Origin of the sequence: Streptomyces scopuliridis RB72 (genome assembly GCF_000718095.1) — a bacterium.
GTDB lineage: Bacteria > Actinomycetota > Actinomycetes > Streptomycetales > Streptomycetaceae > Streptomyces > Streptomyces scopuliridis.
This window is the reverse complement of the sequence record NZ_JOEI01000019.1, coordinates 212,113-230,436: the sequence shown is the minus strand read 5'-3', so window position 1 is coordinate 230,436 and position 18,324 is coordinate 212,113. Positions and strand designations below refer to the sequence as shown.

Below are 18,324 nucleotides of genomic sequence, written 5' to 3'. Positions count from 1 at the left end.
GGGGACCTGGCCTCATTTCCCGCGGGCGGTCTGCTCGACCGCGCGCACGATCTTCACGTAGCAGCCGCAGCGGCAGATGTTCCCGCTCATCCACTCCCGGATCTCTTCCGCCGAGCCGGTGTGGCCCTCCTGGATGCAGCCGACGCCGGACATGATCTGCCCCGGGGTGCAGTAGCCGCACTGGAAGGCGTCCTGCTCGACGAACGCCGCCTGGAGCGGGTGCAGTTCACCGTCCTCGCCGCCCGGAGCGAGCCCTTCGACGGTGGTGACCTCGGCGCCTTCCAGGCGCACTGCCAGCGTCAGACAGGAGTTGACCCGGCGGCCGTCGACCAGCACGGTGCAGGCGCCGCACGCACCGGCGTTGCAGCCCTTCTTCGAGCCGGTCAGGCCGAGGTGTTCGCGCAGCAGGTCGAGCAGCGAGGTCCGGTTGTCGACCGTGATGGTGTGCCGCTTCCCGTTGACCGTCAGCGAGACACGGCCGCTGGGGGTTGCTTCGGCGGCAGCCGCTTCCTCGACGCCCAGCGGGGGCGGCCCCGCGACCAGGCCGCCGGCCACGGCGATGCCGCCGACCGCGGTGGTCGTCGCGATGAACGTGCGCCGTGACGGCGCCGAGGCGGGCCCGGTGGGGGAAGGAACATCTGACTCGGTAAGTTCAGTTGACATGCGTACGCTTTCGGGTCGGCGGAAGGTCGTTAGCCTTATTCGTCGGCGTGCCCGGAGGCAGAACCCGCTTCGTTGTCATTGCCGGCGCGTATCCGGCCCTGTTTGTCAGATGCCTCGCAGGACGCGGCGCCAGGCCTCGGGAAATTCGCCCAGCTGACAGAGATGCGCGTGGCTGGTCATGACCGGCAGTTTGCCATCACCTGGCCCTCTCGTGGGGGGGAGAGTTTTCTGCCTGGATGTCTGAACACCAGGGTGGAATCCTTGGCCAATCTCTCTGTGGCACGAGCACCCGCGCGGGCTTTCCGGGGAGCTTTCCGCCGGCGGAATGCTCCGCACCTACCTGTTCGCATCCGCTCGACGAGAACTCCGAGCCCGGCTCCGGCCAGGCGCGAGCTGTGCAGGGCCGCTCGACGTTATTCGCGGGGTTCTGGACCGTAGGTGAGGAAAGATATTCCGGAACTACACCGGCGAACGAACCTCGACGAAGCACACGGAGATGTCCTCCACCGGCGGTTGCCCCAGCCCAGCGTCGAGGCTTGGTATTGGCCCGGTCGGCCGGTACCGCGCGCTACCTGGCCTACGCGCTGAACGGGACCGCCGTCACCGAACGTACGCCTCGACGGGACCCGTCGGGCGGAAAACCGGGCGACTCCTGCCCGCCGGTAGTCCCTGGTCTCACGCCTGGTCGGGTCTCGCCAGGGCGTCGGCCGGATCGTGGGTAGCGGCCCAGCCGGCGAGCAACCGCAGCGCGTCGTCGTTGGGTGAGCCCGCCTCGGCGCTGAAGACGACCAGGGCAAGCCCCGGGTCGGCGGCCAGGTCGAAGACCTCGTAGGACAGGTGCAGGACGCCGACGACGGGGTGGTGGATGTGCTTGAGTCCGGTGCGGTGCAGGTGTACGTCGTGTGAGGCCCAGCGGACCCGGAAAGCTTCGCTGCGGGTGGACAACTCCCCCACGAGATCGGTCAGTGCCCTGTTGTAGGGGTCGCGTCCGGCTTCGGTGCGCAGCAGGGCCACGCTGTTGTCGGCAGCCCGCTCCCAGTCGACCCAGAAGTCGCGGGCGCGCGGGTTGAGGAAGTTGAACCGGGCATGGTTGACCGGCCGGGCCGGTTCTGCGAACACAGGTGCGAACAACGCCTCCGTGAGGGGGTTCGCCGCGAGGACATCCAGACGTCCGTTGTGAACGAAGGCCGGCAACTCGCCCATCCCGTCGAGGACGCGTGCCACGCCGGGCCGGACCTTCTGGGCGGAAGGCTGACGGCGGGCACGGCGCGGGGCACCCGCGGCGCGGGCGAGATCGGCCAGGTGCGATCGCTCAGCGTCATCAAGCCGCAACGCTCGGCCGAGGGCATGCAGCACGCTCTCGGAGACGCCGCTGAGGTCGCCGCGCTCAAGCTTCGCGTAGTACTCGACGCTGACACCTGCGAGCTCGGCGACCTCGCTGCGGCGGAGGCCCGGCACGCGCCTGGTGCGGCCGTGGGGCGTCAGGCCGGCGTCTTCAGGGGTGATCCTTGCGCGTCGGGAGTTAAGGAAGGCTTTGACCTCTTCGCGGTTGTCCACGCCTTCAGCCTAGAAGAAGCCGGTCCGCGCAGAGGTGTGCTGTCAGTACACCTCTCAGCAGTGACTTCCTCGCCGAGCCGGCCTGAGATCGACTGGGACCATGAAGAAAGCTCTCGCCTCCGTGACCGGGGCGGCGACTGCGGTCGCCCTCGCCGCGTGCTCCTCCAACACAGTCGCCGACTCCACCGGATCACCCTCAGCGACCACCGAGGTCTCCTCGCCCGGGTCCCGCTCGTCCGCAGGCGCTGACGCGTCGGTGAACGAGGGCACGCCCATCACGTTCACGGTCGGAGACCGCACCATCAGGGCCAGGCTCAATAACAGTGATGCCGCCCGGGATTTCGAGGAAATGCTGCCGGTCACTTTGCCGTGGTTCCGGAACCTGGATATCGAGTACATCTCCGAGCTGTCCGACCCGCTGACCGAGACGGGGCCTTTCTATACCGATGTCCAGCCCGGTGACATTGTTTACTACAATCCACGTGACAGCGTGACCATCATCTACGAGCCGACCAGCTCAGTCCCGACCCTCACGAAGATGGGCGAGATCACATCTGACGTGAGCGTCTTCGAAGACCTTCCCGCGAACGTAGACATGCGGATCGAGGCCGGGTGACGCTCCACTTGTCCACGCGCCACGGCCGCTCATGCGGGTCCATCGGCCGTGATGCCGTCATCGCGAACCGAGCAACCAGGTAGAGAACTCTCCCTCCCACGCGGCGTGTGTCCAGTGCCAAGCTACGTACGACGCTGTGCCCCGCTCGGATGCGGGGTTCTGCGGGCTGGGCGCGCACTGCGTCGTGGCCCATGGGACACGGCTGTTATCAGGCCGTAGTGGGACTCATCGTCCCGAGGACGTCTCCAGGAAAGGGCCTGCTCGGCCGTGATTTTCGTCTTGATGCTCGTCAGACTCGTCGTGCTGGCGGCGTTCGGTGCGCTCCACTGGTACGCGTGGCGTCGCCTGGTGCGCGACACGATGCCCCGGGGCTCGCTCCAGCGGCGTGCCGGGAGCGTCGTTTTCGTGGCCGGGCCTCTGCTGACGGGCGGCACGCTGGTGGCCGAGAGACCCTGGGTCCCCTTCCTTCTCGAACAGATCCTGGCCTGGCCCGGATATCTGTGGATGGTTGTATTCCTGTACTTGCTGCTCACGCTGCTGGCGGGCGAGGCAGTCCGGCCTTTGCTGCGACGGTGGCTCGCACGACGGGACGCTGGAGCAGCTGCGAAGGAGCGGGCGCGCCGGTCCATACGGCCCCCTGTGGCGGGACGGCCCGGTGAGTCCGGGGCACAGCGGGGCGAGGAACTCGCCGCCGTCGGCCCGCGTCGGTCCCTGGCGGTAGCGCACGGCGGGTCCGGTACCGCGGGGGACACGCCGGAGCCCGTCGCGGTGGCCGAGCACCGGCGTGCACCGGCGTCCGCGCCTTCGCTACCCGGCCCGTCGGGCCTGTCCCGCCGCCTCTTCGTCTCGCGCGTCGTGGGCGGTACGGCAACGGCCGTTGCCGTCGGCACCGTCGGCTACGGGACCGCCAGTGTGCTGCGCGGTCCCCAGGTGAAACGCCTCACCATCCCGCTGGCCAAACTGCCTCGTAGCGCACACGGGTTCCGGATCGCTGTGGTAGCGACATCCACCTGGGCCCGATTCCGGGCCGCGGTTTCGCCCAGCGGGTCGTCGACACCATCAACGCGACCCAGCCCGACCTGATCGCCGTCGTCGGTGACCTGGTCGACGGCAGTGTCGAAGACCTCAGCCCGGCCGTCGAGCCGCTCGCCGGGCTGCGGGCTCGACACGGTACGTACTTCGTCACCGGGAACCACGAGTACTTCTCAGGCGCCGAGCCATGGGTTGGGATCAACCTTCTCGTCTTCCCACACATCTGCCGACGCTGTCGCAAGCCGACACGATCGAGGCCCTCTGCGGGAACGCGTCCGCGCAATGACCAGAAACCAGCGCGCGGAAGCACCGTCAGATTTCCGACAGGACAGTCCGGACGTCAGCGGCGCCTGCGGTCCGCACGCGGCTCGGCCAGAGCGTCGGTGGGCTGGTGGGTGGCGACCCAACTGGCGAGGACCCGAAGGGCGTCGTCGTGGGACGACCCGGCTTCGGCGCTCAGGGCGGTCAAGGTCAGACCGGGGTCGGCGCACAGTTCCATGGTCTCGAAGTTCAGGTGCAGGTCACCGACAACAGGGTGATGGAAGTGTTTGAGTCCGGTGCGGTGCAGGCGCACGTCGTGCGCGGCCCAACGGACACGGAACTCGTCGCTGCGGGTCGACAGTTCCCCGATGAGGTCGGTCATCGCCCTGTCGTACGGGTCGCGGCCGGCTTCGGTCCGCAGCACGGCCACGGTGTCGTTGGCGACCTGTTCCCAGTCGAGCCAGAAGTCGCGGGCACGAGGGTCGAGGAAAGCGAACCGGGCGTGGTTGGCCGGGCGGGCGGGGTCTGCGAAGAACGGTGCGTACAGCGCTTGGGCGAGGGGGTTCGCGGCGAGGACGTCGAGGCGCGCGTTGTTCACGAAGGCCGGCACCTCGGTCATCAGCTCAAGGATGCGCGCCACGCCGGGCCGGACCTGCTGCGTGGAGGGCTTGCGACGGGCACGGGGTGCGGGGCCGGCTGCGCGGGCGAGGTCAGCCAGGTGTGCCCGTTCGGCCTCGTCGAGCCGCAGTGCTCGGGCGAGGGCGTCGAGGACGCTGCCGGAGACGCCGCTGAGGTTGCCCCGTTCGAGTTGGGCGTAGTACTCGACGCTGATCCCGGCCAGGTCGGCGACCTCGTTGCGGCGCAGTCCGGGCACCCGCCGGTTGCGGCTGTAGTGCTGCAGGCCGGCCTGCTCAGGGGTGACCCTGGCCCGGCGCGAGCTGAGGAAGGCCTTGGCCTCGTCACGGTTGTCCACCACTCAAAGCTAGGCGGGATTCCAGGGACGTGGGGTGGGCTGTCAGTACACGTTCCAGCAGTGACTTCTTCACGCTCCCGGCGGCCGGTTGCATGGTCTGCACCGGGGGACACGGACGACACGGACGACACGGACGACACGGACGACACGGCATCTGAGGTTCAGTGATGGTTACCCAGCCGGGCCCTACACCCGTGCGGCGACGAGGCGAAGGACCGTACGACGAATACCGAGACCGCCCGGCCGGGTGATGTCACCTCGGCTGCGCACGCCCGCGTCGTCTACGAAGCGTCGGCCACGGCTGTGCCAACTGGCATCCCGCCTCAAAGGGGCCACGCCCATTCGGCATCTGCGTCTTCACACCAGGCATAACCGCAAAACCTACGTACGAAGGTGATCGCGGACCGCGCATCGGGTGAACGCTCCGCGAAACACTTTCGCCGATAGCCATTTCAAACCGCCAAAGAGGAGACCCGTTATGAAGAATCGCAAGCACGAAACAGAATCGAATAATCGAGATGGCGGCGCCTTCAGCCGCCGCAACTTCATGGCGAGGACCGGTCTCGTCGGGGCCGGGCTGGTCGTCGGAACATCGCTCCTGTCCGCCTGTTCGGATCAGTCCCCGGTCAGCAGCAGCCGGAGCAGTGAAAGCGCCACTCCCAAGGGCCGCGGAATGAAGACGCGAAAGCTCGGAGAAATGGAAGTGTCGGAAATGGGGGCCGGTGCGATGAGTATTAGTGCCAACTACGGGCCTCCTGCCGACATAAACCAGGGAATCAGGGTTCTTCGCGAGGCCCATGAAAGGGGTGTCACGTTCTTCGACACCGCCGAAGTGTACGGCCCGCACACAAGCGAGGAGTTGGTGGGGCAGGCACTCGCACCCCTCCGCGACGAGGTCAGGATCGCGACCAAGTTCGGCTTCGACAGCAAAGCGAAGAGCGGACTCAACAGCAGGCCGGACCGCATCAGGGAAGTGGTTGAGGGATCACTCAAGCGGCTTCGGACCGACCGCATCGATCTCTATTACCAGCACCGGGTGGATCCGGACGTGCCGATCGAGGACGTGGCCGGTGCGGTCAAGGAACTCATCGCGGAAGGAAAGGTTTTGCACTTTGGTCTCTCCGAGCCGAGTGCCAGAACAATCCGACGGGCGCATGCCGTTCAACCCGTCACGGCGATCCAGACGGAATACTCGCTGATGGAAAGGGACCCGGAGAAGAACGGTGTGCTTGCGATCTGCGAGGAGCTGGGAATCGGCTTCGTTCCGTGGGGGCCCATGGGAATGGGGTACCTCACGGGCACAATAAATGCCCGCTCAAAGCTGGATCCGAAAACAGACATTCGAGCAACATTCGACCGCTTCTCTCCGGAAAATCTGGCTGCCAACATGCCGGTCGTCGACCTGCTCAGGCGCATCGCGAAGAGTGAGAACGCGACGCCTTCCCAGGTCGCCCTGGCCTGGCTCCTCGCGCAGAAGCCGTGGATTGTTCCGATCCCGGGCACCCGGAACCCGAAGCACCTGAACGAGAACCTGGGCGCACTCAACGTTCAACTGTCACCCGGGGACCTCGGCGAAATCGAAACCGCTTTCGCCGGAATTGAAGTATACGGCGAACGCATGAATGAAATGCAGATGCAGATGGTCGACCAGACAGTGTGACCATCGGGCATCAACCTCGGCGGCCGCAGCGGCGTGTGCGGCGGACCCGGATGATATCGCCGGCTTCCGGGAGACTTCGCCGCTGCGGACCGATGCGATGGACCCTTCGGACCTTGATGTCCTGTTGCTCGTGATCGAGGGAACCGGGTGGCTCGGCACTGGTGCGAGCCGCCGGCCGATGGGGGCCCGGTCGGTGGTGTGGCTGCCCCGCGTCGCGCCGCGGGCTCTGACGGCCGGACCTGACGGGCTGGTCTGCCTCACCGTGTATCAACGGCGTCAATAACGGCGACCGCCTGCACACCGACGTCTCCGTCGGCTTCGGCACCCGATCGGCGCTCTGCCGGCCGGACCGTACGGACACCCGTTCGCACCGGCGGCAGCCACCGGCCCGGCCGACTCCCGCCCCCACGCCCCTGCACGTGGTTCACGAGACCGCCGGCATCGACCTCGCCGCCGCCGAGGACGCCGCACGCGACTTCCTCAATGCCCTCGGCGCCTCCACGGACAGCGAGAGCATGCAGGGCGCCCCCGGGCGGATGGTCCGCGCCCACGCCGAACTCGTCCTGGCCCGCGCCATTCCGGTCCGATGCCGCCCGCACGTCCGGGAACGCCTGACCAAACGGATCGCCGACTGGCTGTGATCCCAACTCGACCCCAAGGGTGTCGGTGTCATCATCGAGGTCGAACACACCCGCATGACCCTGCGCGGCGTCCAGGCCGGCGGCTCCTCCACCATCACCTCTACCCTGGTCGGACGGCTGCGCCACGACCTCGGCTCCCGGGCGGAGTTCCTCGCCCTGGGCGGCGTCAGCCACTGACCGTCACCGCGACCCCAAGGACCGGCCCCGTGGAAATCTGGATCAACCCCGCCTGCTCGAAGTGCACGTCGGCACTGTCCGTGCTGGACGCGGAGGGCGCCGAGTACACGGTGCGGCGCTACCTCCAGGACCCGCCCACCGTCGCGGAACTGGAAGAGCTCCTCACCCGGCTCGGGCTGGAACCGTGGGACATCGCCCGTACCGGCGAGATCGCCGCGACGGATCTCGGCCTTCACACGTGGAGCCGTGAGGCCTCCGACCGCACGCGGTGGATCACCGCCCTGGCCGAGCACCCGTCACTGATCCAACGGCCGATCATCACCGCCGACGACGGCACCGCCGTGGTCGCCCGGACCGACGCGGCCATCCGCTCCGTCCTGTCGCCGACGCCGGAGTCAGACCCCGCCTGACAGCTCCGGCGCACTGTCCGGCGGTGAGGAGTACGACCATGATCAGCGGTGCCACCCCCGATCGACCGGACAGGACCTAAGCGACAGGAACGGAGGTCAAGTGGGCCAGGCAGACCTCGGGTTGGGCGAACGGTTCGAGCCGGGTGGCGGCGACGGGGGCGCGTAGCTCCGCCAACGCGCCTTGCAGCATGCCCAGGTGGAGTGGGCACAGGATCTCCTGGAATTCCTCGGCGAGCTCCAGGAACGGGCAGTGGCGCAGACGGATGCTGGGGGGTGTCTCACCGTCGCCGCCGTCGACGGCCGGGTCGAAGCCCAGCTCCGCGAGCAGTCCGGAGACCCGCTCCACCGCTTCACTGTGGCTCACCTGATGGAACGGTGGGGCCGGGTCGATCAGGTGCCGCCCCCAAAGACGGCCCGTCTCCATGGCCGCGGGCCCGGCGTCCGGTCCTGTCGACGCGAGCTGGCTCAGCAGGATCCGTGCCAGCAGCTGGTAGCCGCGCTTCCCGCCACGATCCATCCCGCGGCGGGGAGCGTAGACGGTGCGAGGACGTCCCGGTCCGGAGGATTCCTCCCGCTCCCGCTCCACCGCTCCTTGGGTCACCAGTGCGTCCAGGTGGAAGCGGGCCGTGTTGGGATGTATCCCGACCCGCTCGGCGATCTCGGTGACGCCCAGTGGAGTGCCGGCATCGCGCAACGCGTCGAGCAACGCACGGCGGCGCGGGGTTTCCCGATCGCGCTCGGGCTCACGAGCCATGTCTGTCCCCACTTACCTTTCTTGCGGCAGTTCGGCGATGAACCGGACGAAAACCGGATGAACGAGACGAACGGATGGTCCCGCCCGGTGTGTCCCGGCGTTGCGCCGTCGGGCGAGCCGAGAGGGTCAAGAACTCGCTGTGGACCTGATGGTAATCCTCTGTCGTCGGCAGGCTGTTGGACGATGATCGCCCAGGTCGCGGCGTGCTCAGCGATCCCCACTATACATTTTTACTAATCGCACATGTAATAATGGTGCGAATCTGAACGGCATGAGAGGGGACGCTGTGACGCCGGCATCCGACGCGGACGCAGACGAGCCGCCCCTGGCCGAGCGAATCGCGGAGCCCACCCCCAGCGTGCTGTGTGACGTCCGAGAGTTGGCCGCTCTCCTCCCCGCTCCGGCCGGCGCCCTGTGGAAACTCGCCGAAGGCGGAAGGCAACTGGACGCCAACCTTGTGCACCTTCCGTCCCACCAAGGCGTCGAGGCCCATGCCGAAACGGAATTGGATGTCCTTCTCCTGGTCGTCGCCGGCACCGGCGTACTCGGAACCGCCGAAGGAACCGAGCCCCTCGCCGGGGGCACCCTGATCTGGTTGCCACGGGGAAGCGTCCGCGGTATCACCGCACACGCCGAGGGGCTTTCCTACCTCACCGTCCACCGACGCCGTCCCGGCATACAGATCCGACCGTCCGAGGATGGAGCACCCTCCCACGCCCACTGACGCCTGCGCGAGAGCATCCCTTCGCCCGCCCGCCCGCCTGCCTGCCCCCGCCGCCGAACGTACGCACGACGCGCGGCACATCACGTCAGTCTCCGCGAGAAGGAGTCCGGTCATGAGGACCAGCCGGAAGTTCTGGCGCTGGCGCCGAAACCCTCTCAAGCGCGGTACCGACCGGGCCGAGGCATGGGCCGTGCTCATCTCAGGTCTCTTGCTGGTGGTCGGTGCGCCCCTCGCCGGTGTGGCCACAGGCATGAGCGTGGCGGCATCGGGCCCCCGCCTCCCCGCGGACTGGTACAGCGTCTCCGCCGTTCTCACGCAGAAAGCGCCGGCGCCTGCGCCTGCGGACGAAGTGAGCCGCTCCGACCAGGTGCGGGCTACGGTGGAGTGGCGCACCGCGGACGGAAGCCGGCGCCGCGGACTCGCCTGGGTGATGCCCAACACTCCCGCCGGCCGTCATACCATCGTCTGGCTGGACGGCACGGACAGGATCCGGGACAGCCCTCACCGGGGACTACAGATGCGTGCCCTGGCCTTCGGCACCCTGGCCGCCACGGGAACGGCGGCCCTGGCCACGGCCGGCTTCGTACTCGTTCATGTCCGCCTGGCCAGGCGCCGCGAGTCGCAATGGGACCGCGAATGGCGGGAAGTCGGGCCGAAGTGGCGCCCCCATCGCACCTGAGCGACGGCTGAACCGGAAGACCGCTGCCGACTCAGGCTGCCTGCAACGGTTCCGCAGTTCCGCAGTTCCGTGAGGCTGGCCATCACCGCGGGCTTCGGCTACACCGCGCCGCTCTACGTCGGCGCCGGTATCCTCCTGACCTCCGTCATCGTCATGGCCGTTGCCGCACACCAAGCCAGGTCGCACCAGGCCGGGGTCACACCGAGCCAGGTCCCCCGCGCAGCAGACTGACCACTGCGGGTACAGCCGGATACGGGCGCGGATCAGCACGTCGCGGAAGTCCCGCCGGCCGAAGCCCTCTCCGCCGACCTCGGCGTGGAGATTTCCGACCGGCGGGCCGGGCCACCCGCCGGGTGGAAACGGCCGTGGCTACGTCGTCCCCGGAACGACTACCGCCGCGGCCACCGTCATCCGGTTACGCGCCTGATCGCTCGCGCGCTCCTCAGCGGACCTGGATGAAGACGGGGTTCGAGTAGAACCACAGGTCGTCCCAGGGGCTCTCCTGACCGTCCGCGAGCGGTTCGGCCTCGTCCGTACTCGTGCCGCGCACGCGCGCGTAGAGGTCGCTCTCCACATTGCGCAGGGTGTGCCGGATGACGTACTCCTTCCCCTGCTTGCGCCAGTCGCTCGGGCCGAACCGGGCCACCACCTTCGTGGTCGGGTTGGTGTCTGTGTCGAGGCTGGCGCTCGGCCCGGTGATCTGACCCACGATCAGGTCGACGCGCCGGACCTCCGGACGGTCACCGTTGGCGTTCTTGCCCTCCAGCGGCCGGAACTTGATCTCGATCTCAACGTCGGTACGGTTGCGGCGGCTTACGGTGAGAGTCTCGCCCATGGCGGCGTCGCTACCGCGGTTGCTCGCGGTCAGATCGAGACTGGTGATCAGATCCCCGGTCCCGACCCAGATCCGGCCGTTGCGGAGCCCGTCCATGATGTCGGCGTAGTCCTGCCTGGCCAGCACATGCGTCTTGCTGTACTCGCCCGGCCAGAAGTCCGAACCGCCGCGCGTCCAGTGCACATGCGAGTCCGATGTCGCGGTGATCCACCAGCGCCGGCCCTCACCGAGCAGCGCGTCCCAGAGTCCGCCGACGCGCGCCGTCATCTGGTCGAAGCCGCCGTGGGTGGGGTAGTTGCCGTAGCCGCCGCGCGCGCCGTCGTTGAGCGGGCCGGCCTGGTGGCCGGGAGCGCCCTCGAAGCCGACGTAGATCTCCGGTGCGGCGTTGTTGCCGTTGCGGAACTCCCGCGGTGTGTCCTGCCCGTACACACCGAGACCGGGCGCCGAGCGTGAGGCGTGGTGGGCGATCACCAGCGGCTTGCGCCTCATGTCCTTCGCGGCCTTGAGGAACTCGATCATCTTGGACTCGGTGTCACGGCCACTGTCGGTGGGGAACGCGTCGTATTTGGCGAAGCGGCTCTCCAGCTCGAACAACTGCTGTGCCTCGTCGCTGTGGTGAGGAATCATCAGCGTGTGGTGGTCCAGAGCCGGAGCGTCGAACTCCATCCCCCAGAACTGGAGGACCCCGGGCACGAGTACGCGCGAGCGCAGCAGGTCGGGGTAGGCCTGCTCCAGGTTGACCTTCGAGTGCGTCGGCCCGCCGTGGTCGGTGCACATCACCCAGCTGAGGCCGAAGTGCTTGGCCATGATCGCGTTGGTGACGATCGGGTAGACGGCGTCGGCACCCTTACGGAACGTCGGAGGGTTCGTCGACGTGTCGAACGCGCCACTGTACTCCGAGTGCACATGGTGATCGCCGGCCCGCCACACCCGGTTGCGGGAGTCGTCGGACTTCCCGCGCTCGCGGTCCTCGGCGTCGGCGGCCCACGCGGGGCCACCGCCCACCAGCGGGCTCGCGGCCGCCAACGTCGCCCCGACGCCCGCGAATTTGACCAGCCGGCGCCGCGAGAGCGCCGCGTACTCAGGATCTTCGCTGTTCCTGTCCTTCACGATGGAACCTCTCGTTCAACAGCTCAAGGGGGGCGATCACCGAGCCTGGGACAACAAACCGAACGCTGTGTGAACAGAGGCCGGGAGCATGGAAAACAGCCGTCTCCAGCACTCCTGAAACGCGCGCGACCTCACGTTGCCCCAGAGGCGTGCGCCTCTGCCCGACGATGGCCCACGGGCCGCACCGGCCACATGCGCGCACGGGCTGATTGCCTTCAGCCACTGGGACTTGAGGCCGCGGGCGAGTTCATGCCGCGCAGTTGCCGGAGGTCACCGCCGACCTTCGCACGGAGCCGCTTGAGGAGCTCCGGCTCGGCTCCGATGGTCCATCTCGGGCCGACGAGATAGGTGCCGCCGTACATGCTCGCGGCGTCCAGCCACGACCGTTGGAACTTCTCGGCCGGGAACGTCGTCACGATCCAGCTGCCTTGTGCGGTGGTGCATACCCCTTCGCGCAGTTCATCGGCCTCCATCCGTATATCGGCGTCGCAGCCGGTAAGGGAGGCGATCTTCTCAATGTCCGCGGGTGCGGCGGCGGGAGGGCTGTCGGCGCGCGTGCTGGGACGGGTGGCGCCCTGGGTGTCGGCAGGGGCTGTTGAGCAGCCCACGATGAGCGCAGGCAGGAGCAGGGCCGCGGTGTGTGCGCGGTGTGTACGAGCGGTCGTCACCGGTCGTCCCTCGTTTCGTGGGGTGAGTTCGGGGCGTGCCACGGGGTACGGGCGGGCACGGCCAACTGTTCATCCGATGAGGGGTGCGAAGGGGCGGGAGGCTGCCACGTACGCGGGTTGGGGCACCGCGCCGGTGCGGCGGAGGCACCGCCGGATCCGCCGGGCCCGGGTGGAGCCGGCGGACGGCTGAGTGTGTTCGGTCTGTCAGCCCAGCCCGGGAGGGCACGCGAGGAGCAGGGGGAGCAGGGGCGTCATGACGGCGGTAGCGGCCATGACCCCGCGGAGAGCTGGGTGCGCACACCGCGCCGGCCCCAGGATCCGCCGGAGCCGGACGAGCGCCGTAGGGCCTCCGGCGGACAACGTGCCGCGAGGTGCCGCGCCTCCTGACGCCATCTCGACCATGGCTGTGGCCAGCACCCCGTGCGGATAACTGCGCAGAGCCCGGTCGTCGGCGGCCATCTCCAGCAGAAGCGGAATCTGCTCACGGAGGTGCCGGGCCAACGGCAGCCGGCGAAAGACGGTGGCGAACGATTGGGCGGCGACGAGTACCAGGTGGTGACGGCAGGCGATATGCGCCCGCTCATGTTCGACCACAGCGCCGAGTTCCGCTCTGGAGAGCAGCTCAACCGCCCCTGTACTGAGGACGATCCTGGGACGGCGGCCCGGGAGACAGTAGGCGGCCGGTACCCCGTGGTCGATCACCGTGGCACGCAGTCCCGCCGACGGACGGCCGACCTTGTCCAGGATCCTGCGGTGACCGTTGCGCGCCCCGCGTGCGCGCAACGCGTGGAAGGCGAAACTCACCACGTGGGCGGCCACCACGACCGCCGAGGCGGCGATGCCGACACGCTCCACCGCTCCCGCGCCGGTGGTGGGCCCGATCCCCAACGCCACCTGGCACGAGTAAAGGATGCCGTGCAAGTGCGCCTGAGGGGTGGCGAGATGAAGCGCGGCAAGGGCGACGCACAGGGAGAAGGAGGCCGCGAACGCGATCCACACAGTCGCGGCGAGCGCGGGGGAGCGGTGCGGCCAGCTGCTCCGCAGCATCACACGCGGTGCGACCCAGCCAACGGCGGCCGCGTAACCCAGGAGCGCGGGAGCGGCGTTCATTCGGCCGTACGGTCGGCGGTCCTGAGCGCCTCGCGCAACGCGGCCACTTCCTCGTCGGTCATCCGCTCGACGAAGTACGCCAGAGCGGCCGGCCGGTCCTCGCTGGCTCCCAGCGCGTCTTCCATCAGAGCCGCCGAGTACGCCTCCCGGCTGCGCACCGGTGTGTAGAGCCAGGCACGGCCCTGCTTCTCCCGGGTCAGCCAGCCCTTGTTGTAGAGGATGGTGGCCACGGTCATCACGGTCGAATAAGCCGACGGCCGACGTGTGTTGATGTCGTCGACGACTTCACGGACTGTGGCGGGTCTGCCCCACTTCCACAGGCAGTCCAAGATCTCGGCCTCAAGATCCCCCAGCCACCGCATACCCCGTGTCCTCTCCGCAACCGCCTCCGCGTCAACGGCCATGATAGGCGTCGTCGGTTCACGAGTTGTCCACCGCCCAAGGGTGGGAATCGCAGGAATCACCGCAGCAGCCGCCCGCGGTCGACGGCGTGGCGACACTGACACTCAGGGGCAGCAGTGCCTTCCCGCCGCTGTCCGGCGCCGGTACTTGGGCGGGGACACGGGCGGGGACACGGGCGGTGGCCGTCGCCTGGTGCGGGGTGCGCAGTGGGGCATGACGCGGCAGGCGGTTCTTGCGTCCGGCGCGGATGCCGTTGCCGATGACCAGGACCTCGGCCAGCTCGTGGGTGGCGACCACGGCGGCCAGGCCCAGGACCCCGGTGGCGGCCAGTGGCACCAGGGCGGCCAGGATGGCGCCGGACATCAGAAGGTTCTGCGTGAAGATGAGGCGCGCGGCACGGGTGTGGGCGATCGCGTCCGGGAGGCGGCGCAGGTCCTCGCCCATGAGCGCGATGTCCGCGGCTTCGATGGCGACATCGCTGCCCATGGCGCCCATGGCCACACCGGCTTCGGCCGTGGCGAGTGCGGGGGCGTCGTTGATGCCGTCGCCGACCATGGCCACCGGGCCAAGGGCCTTCAACTCGCTGACGATCCGTGCCTTGTCCTGGGGGAGCAGTTCGGCGCGGACGTCGGTGATCCCGGCAGCGGCGGCTATCGCGGCGGCGGTGCGGGAGTTGTCGCCGGTGAGCATGACCACCGCCACGCCCTGACGCTTGAGCATGGCGACCGCTTCGGCTGCCTCGGGGCGGACTTCGTCGCGTACGGCGATGGCACCGAGCAGTTCGCTGTCGTGCTCGACAAGGACCACGGTGGCTCCGGCGTCCTGGAGTCGGGTCGCCTCGCCCGCGAGAACGCCCGAGTCGATGAAACCGGGCTTGCCCAGCCGGGCCTTGCGCCCGTTGACCGTGCCACGCAGCCCGTTGCCGGGGATCGCTTCCACGTCACTCCCGGCCGTCACCGCTGTGGTGCCGACGGCGGCGAGGACGGCTGAGGCGAGCGGGTGCTCACTGCGGGCCTCCAGCGCGGCGGCCACGGCCAGTACCCGGCCTCGGGCGACGCCCGGCGCGGCGGTCACCTCGATCACGGTGGGTTCGTTGCGGGTGAGGGTGCCGGTCTTGTCGATGGCGACGACCTTGACCTTGCCCAGGGCCTCGACGGCGGCGCCCCCCTTGATCAGTACGCCGGCCTTGGAGGCGGCGCCTATCGCGGCGACGACCGCGACCGGCACGGACAGTGCGAAAGCGCACGGTGCGGCGGCCACCAGCACCACCAGGGCCCGTTCGAGCCACACGCCGGGGTCACCGAACAGGCTGCCCAGCGCGGCCACGAGGGCGGCGAGCACGAGGACGCCGGGTACCAGCGGACGGGCGAACCTCTCGGCAAGGCGCTGGCTGGAGCCCTTGCGTTCCTGCGCCTCGTGCACGATGTGCACCAGGCGGGCGAGGGAGTTGTCCTCGGCGCCGGCGGTGACCGTGATCTCCAGTACGCCCGCGCCGTTGACGGTGCCGGCGAACACCTCGGAGCCGGGCCCGACTTCGACCGGCACCGACTCGCCGGTCACCACCGAGGTGTCCAACGCGCTGCGCCCGGACACCACCACACCGTCGGTGGCGATCTTCTCGCCGGGGCGTACCAGCAGGGCATCTCCGACGCGCAGATCGGCGGGGGCAACCTCGGTCTCGGCACCGTCACGCAGCACGGTCGCGGTGGGCGGCACCAGGTCCAGCAGGGCGCGCAGCCCGTGCTGGGTACGGGCCACGGCGTAGCCTTCCAGGCCCTCGGCGATCGAGAACAGGAACGCCAGCGTGGCGGCCTCACCGAACTCGCCGAGCGCCACCGCGCCGACGGCGGCGATCGTCATCAGCAGTCCGACGCCCAGCCGACCACGCAGCAGCGCGCGCAGCGTACCCGGCACGAAAGTGGCCGCGCCGACAGCCAGGGCTGCCAGCTCCAGGCTTGTGGCCCAGACACCGGACAGGAACAGAGAGACCAGAAGCAGCACGCCGGCGAGGGCGGCCGCCCGCAGTTCCCCGACCTGCCACACCGCGGCGGGTGCGCCGGGGGTCCCGGTGGCGTTCTCGTCGCGCGCGCCGGTGGTGTGCGCCGTGGTGCGGCTGCGGCTGTCGGTTCCGCAGCAGGCTTCAGCCATGACGTATCTCCGGATCCTCGGTGAGGGCCTCGTCAGCCGCGCAGGAGTAATCGTCCGGCGCGCACGTCTGCTCGGACGTGTCCTGGGGGTCGACCAGCAGCACCAGCGCGGCCAGGTCTGCCAGCGCGTGCGCGAGCTTGGGGTCGGCCAGTTCGTAGCGCACCCGGCGCCCCACCGCCACGGTGCGTACCAGGCCGCAGCCTCGCAAGCAGGACAGGTGGTTGGAAACATTGCCGCGGGTCATGCTCAGACGCTCGGCCAGATCCGACGGATACGCCGGCGCTTCCAGCAGAGCCAGCAGCAGCCGACGCCGGTTCTCATCCGCCAGCGCCGTGCCCACCCGGGCCAGCGCGGCCGCGTTCACCGCGACGGCGGGGCCGCTCGTATGACTCATCTCCATGGAGATGACGGTACAGCAGTTGCTGAATTAAGCACAGAGTGAATCAATGGTCTGCGGTAAGCGTGATCTGCGGTAAGGGTGAGCGATGCGGACGAGGGCGTTGATGATGCCGGAGGCGGCGACGGCGATCAGGCACCATCCGCTGTCGGTGGCGGTCAGCTGCCGGTGGCCGATGCGAGGTAGGCGTCGGTCGCGGCCGGGTCCGCGAGCCAGTTCGCGAAGTCGGACGGGTCGGCGTAGACGTTCGCGAACCGGCGGGCGACCGCCTCGTGGGTGACCGCCGCGGACAGGACTCGCAGCATGTGCTCGGGCAGGGGTTCCAGCATCATGCTGGTGAAGGCGGTGGTGTGCCGGGCGTGGTCCCAGAACACGTCGAACGTGCGCCGCATCCATGCCGGGTCGAAGGGCCCCTCGCCCTGTTCGAGGATCGCGTCGAGGTAGATGTCCGCACAGCGTGCCGCGTTGTTGGCGCCTTGTCCGGTGACCGGGTCGTTGACGACGACGACGTCCGCCATGCCGAGCACATGGGTGTCCGGGGAGAGGCGGGCGACCGGGTGCCGGACCGCGGGAGTGACCGCTCCGTACAGAGTGGCGTTGGAGTCGGTCGGCTCGGCCGCGGCGCAGAGCTCGTACTCCTGCGGAAGGAAGGCGCGCAGCAGGTCGAGGGACCGGGTGAGGTGGTCCTGCGGTGATGGACGGTCCTGCCAGCAGTCCAGCGGGCCGCCGGGCACGGCTTCCCACAACAGGGTGGTGCATGGGCCGCTGGTGGTCAGAGCCGGCTGGAGGAAAACCTCGCCCACACCCGGCACGACGTGAATGCGCACCTCGGTCCGCGCCGGGCTGCCGGGCGTCCGCACCCCGTGCAGATACACGCACGAGAGCGTGCGCAGCGGCCGGCCGAAGCGGGGCCGCCGGCTGTCGCGCGCGAAGATCTCCGCCAGCTCGCCCCGACCCGCCGCGACCAGCGTCAAGTCCCTTTCCGATGCGATCCGTTCGAGCTCTGTCGCATCGATCGCCCGATGGATGACCCGGCCACCCCTGGCCTCGAACAACTCCAGCCAGCCGGCCATCTTGACCCGTTGGTCGACGGACTGCTGTGGCTCGTCCAGCGGTCCGGTGAACGCCAGTGCTTCGGCGCCCGGGCCATCCGTGACGGTCGCCCGGATGGCCCGGACCACCGGTGCCTGCCGCTGCCAGAGGTTCAGCCCGGCCTCACGTTCGATCCGCAGCGCGGGCCCGAACATGGCCTGGGTCGACATCACCCGCCCCGCCCGGATCCGCCGTGCGTCACGGGCCGTGATCACGGTCACGTCATAGCCTCGCGCGAGCAGGCCGAGCGCGAGCTGGAGCCCGGCCTGCCCCGCCCCGACGATCGCGATCTCACGCATGCCGACTCCCTGATCACGGATACCAACGGGGACCGTGCCCAGTCCGCCACCGCGTGAACGATCGTCACGGCTCGGCGGTTACGACCGTAGGCGGAGCGCCGTGCAGGGCAGGTATA

At 69.0% G+C, this 18,324-nt stretch carries 17 protein-coding genes and 2 pseudogenes; 8 read left to right on the top strand and 11 right to left on the bottom strand.

Annotated features, from left to right (window positions below):
* Positions 1-12: 12 nt before the first annotated feature.
* Both IF11_RS0125160 and IF11_RS0125155 read right to left on the bottom strand, forming a co-directional pair.
* A complete protein-coding gene (locus IF11_RS0125160; protein ID WP_030354003.1) occupies positions 13-663 on the bottom strand; it encodes a (2Fe-2S)-binding protein in 651 nt (216 codons plus the stop codon).
* Positions 664-1,338: 675 nt separating this feature from the next.
* A complete protein-coding gene (locus IF11_RS0125155) occupies positions 1,339-2,220 on the bottom strand; it encodes a helix-turn-helix transcriptional regulator (protein WP_037728461.1) in 882 nt (293 codons plus the stop codon).
* Positions 2,221-2,320: 100 nt separating this feature from the next.
* Between IF11_RS0125155 and IF11_RS37910 the strand changes: the two genes are divergently transcribed.
* The gene (locus IF11_RS37910) at positions 2,321-2,836 is read left to right on the top strand and encodes a cyclophilin-like fold protein (protein WP_133243238.1); all 516 of its coding nucleotides are present in this window, start codon (positions 2,321-2,323) and stop codon (positions 2,834-2,836) included.
* A gap of 267 nt (positions 2,837-3,103) precedes the next feature.
* A pseudogene (locus tag IF11_RS42290) lies at positions 3,104-4,062 on the top strand (metallophosphoesterase); the annotation flags it as partial.
* A gap of 146 nt (positions 4,063-4,208) precedes the next feature.
* Here the strand turns inward: IF11_RS42290 and IF11_RS0125135 are convergent.
* Positions 4,209-5,102: a helix-turn-helix domain-containing protein gene (locus tag IF11_RS0125135; protein WP_030353999.1), complete on the bottom strand. Its 894-nt coding sequence runs from the start codon at positions 5,100-5,102 to the stop codon at positions 4,209-4,211.
* A gap of 478 nt (positions 5,103-5,580) precedes the next feature.
* Here IF11_RS0125135 and IF11_RS0125130 point away from each other — a divergent pair, with 478 nt between their 5' ends.
* The 4 genes and pseudogenes from IF11_RS0125130 (at position 5,581) to IF11_RS0125115 (ending at position 7,990) form a co-directional block, all read left to right on the top strand.
* Entirely contained in the window at positions 5,581-6,762 is a 1,182-nt protein-coding gene (locus IF11_RS0125130) for an aldo/keto reductase (RefSeq protein ID WP_338119905.1), read from the top strand.
* A gap of 419 nt (positions 6,763-7,181) precedes the next feature.
* On the top strand, positions 7,182-7,403 hold the full coding sequence (locus IF11_RS43005; protein WP_338119906.1) for a hypothetical protein: 222 nt from the start codon (positions 7,182-7,184) through the stop codon (positions 7,401-7,403).
* Positions 7,404-7,418: 15 nt separating this feature from the next.
* Positions 7,419-7,580: pseudogene (locus IF11_RS43000) on the top strand (GTP cyclohydrolase I); the annotation flags it as partial.
* Positions 7,581-7,609: 29 nt separating this feature from the next.
* Positions 7,610-7,990, top strand: a complete 381-nt coding sequence (locus tag IF11_RS0125115; RefSeq protein ID WP_030353997.1) for an ArsC/Spx/MgsR family protein — start codon at positions 7,610-7,612, stop codon at positions 7,988-7,990.
* 76 nt (positions 7,991-8,066) lie between these two features.
* On the opposite strand, the gene IF11_RS0125110 is transcribed toward IF11_RS0125115, so the two are convergent.
* Positions 8,067-8,744 carry a helix-turn-helix transcriptional regulator gene (locus IF11_RS0125110; RefSeq protein ID WP_030353996.1) on the bottom strand — a complete coding sequence of 226 codons (678 nt, stop codon included), beginning with the start codon at positions 8,742-8,744 and terminating at the stop codon, positions 8,067-8,069.
* A 271-nt stretch (positions 8,745-9,015) separates the two neighbouring features.
* Between IF11_RS0125110 and IF11_RS42285 the strand changes: the two genes are divergently transcribed.
* Both IF11_RS42285 and IF11_RS0125100 read left to right on the top strand, forming a co-directional pair.
* Entirely contained in the window at positions 9,016-9,468 is a 453-nt protein-coding gene (locus IF11_RS42285; RefSeq protein ID WP_240627648.1) for a hypothetical protein, read from the top strand.
* Between the two features lie 112 nt (positions 9,469-9,580).
* Positions 9,581-10,147 (top strand): Rv1733c family protein, encoded by a 567-nt coding sequence (locus IF11_RS0125100; protein WP_030353994.1) that lies wholly within the window; start codon positions 9,581-9,583, stop codon positions 10,145-10,147.
* Between the two features lie 442 nt (positions 10,148-10,589).
* Here the strand turns inward: IF11_RS0125100 and IF11_RS0125090 are convergent, their stop codons facing one another.
* The 7 genes from IF11_RS0125090 to IF11_RS0125060 all read right to left on the bottom strand — a co-directional run bounded on the left by IF11_RS0125090 (position 10,590) and on the right by IF11_RS0125060 (position 18,208).
* The gene (locus tag IF11_RS0125090) at positions 10,590-12,092 is read right to left on the bottom strand and encodes a CehA/McbA family metallohydrolase domain-containing protein (protein ID WP_030353993.1); all 1,503 of its coding nucleotides are present in this window, start codon (positions 12,090-12,092) and stop codon (positions 10,590-10,592) included.
* 215 nt (positions 12,093-12,307) lie between these two features.
* Positions 12,308-12,760: a hypothetical protein gene (locus tag IF11_RS0125085; protein ID WP_240627649.1), complete on the bottom strand. Its 453-nt coding sequence runs from the start codon at positions 12,758-12,760 to the stop codon at positions 12,308-12,310.
* A 204-nt stretch (positions 12,761-12,964) separates the two neighbouring features.
* Complete coding sequence (locus IF11_RS0125080) at positions 12,965-13,870, bottom strand: M56 family metallopeptidase (protein WP_030353991.1); 906 nt, start codon at positions 13,868-13,870, stop codon at positions 12,965-12,967.
* Entirely contained in the window at positions 13,867-14,232 is a 366-nt protein-coding gene (locus IF11_RS0125075) for a BlaI/MecI/CopY family transcriptional regulator (protein WP_030353990.1), read from the bottom strand. The genes IF11_RS0125080 and IF11_RS0125075 overlap by 4 nt, the downstream gene beginning before the upstream one ends.
* 58 nt (positions 14,233-14,290) lie before the next feature.
* Positions 14,291-16,420: a heavy metal translocating P-type ATPase gene (locus IF11_RS0125070; RefSeq protein WP_030353989.1), complete on the bottom strand. Its 2,130-nt coding sequence runs from the start codon at positions 16,418-16,420 to the stop codon at positions 14,291-14,293.
* Entirely contained in the window at positions 16,413-16,814 is a 402-nt protein-coding gene (locus IF11_RS36930) for an ArsR/SmtB family transcription factor (RefSeq protein WP_240627656.1), read from the bottom strand. The genes IF11_RS0125070 and IF11_RS36930 overlap by 8 nt, the downstream gene beginning before the upstream one ends.
* Before the next feature lie 161 nt (positions 16,815-16,975).
* On the bottom strand, positions 16,976-18,208 hold the full coding sequence (locus IF11_RS0125060) for a styrene monooxygenase/indole monooxygenase family protein (RefSeq protein WP_030353987.1): 1,233 nt from the start codon (positions 18,206-18,208) through the stop codon (positions 16,976-16,978).
* Between the last annotated feature and the right edge of the window lie 116 nt (positions 18,209-18,324).

Coding starts and splice junctions, on each gene's coding strand:
- IF11_RS0125160 (WP_030354003.1), bottom strand. CDS start 663: ATGTCAACTGAACTTACCGAGTCAGATGTTCCTTCCCCCACCGGGCCC.
- IF11_RS37910 (WP_133243238.1), top strand. CDS start 2,321: ATGAAGAAAGCTCTCGCCTCCGTGACCGGGGCGGCGACTGCGGTCGCC.
- IF11_RS0125130 (WP_338119905.1), top strand. CDS start 5,581: ATGAAGAATCGCAAGCACGAAACAGAATCGAATAATCGAGATGGCGGC.
- IF11_RS0125110 (WP_030353996.1), bottom strand. CDS start 8,744: ATGGCTCGTGAGCCCGAGCGCGATCGGGAAACCCCGCGCCGCCGTGCG.
- IF11_RS42285 (WP_240627648.1), top strand. CDS start 9,016: ATGAGAGGGGACGCTGTGACGCCGGCATCCGACGCGGACGCAGACGAG.
- IF11_RS0125100 (WP_030353994.1), top strand. CDS start 9,581: ATGAGGACCAGCCGGAAGTTCTGGCGCTGGCGCCGAAACCCTCTCAAG.
- IF11_RS0125080 (WP_030353991.1), bottom strand. CDS start 13,870: ATGAACGCCGCTCCCGCGCTCCTGGGTTACGCGGCCGCCGTTGGCTGG.
- IF11_RS0125075 (WP_030353990.1), bottom strand. CDS start 14,232: ATGCGGTGGCTGGGGGATCTTGAGGCCGAGATCTTGGACTGCCTGTGG.
- IF11_RS0125070 (WP_030353989.1), bottom strand. CDS start 16,420: ATGGCTGAAGCCTGCTGCGGAACCGACAGCCGCAGCCGCACCACGGCG.
- IF11_RS36930 (WP_240627656.1), bottom strand. CDS start 16,814: ATGAGTCATACGAGCGGCCCCGCCGTCGCGGTGAACGCGGCCGCGCTG.
- IF11_RS0125060 (WP_030353987.1), bottom strand. CDS start 18,208: ATGCGTGAGATCGCGATCGTCGGGGCGGGGCAGGCCGGGCTCCAGCTC.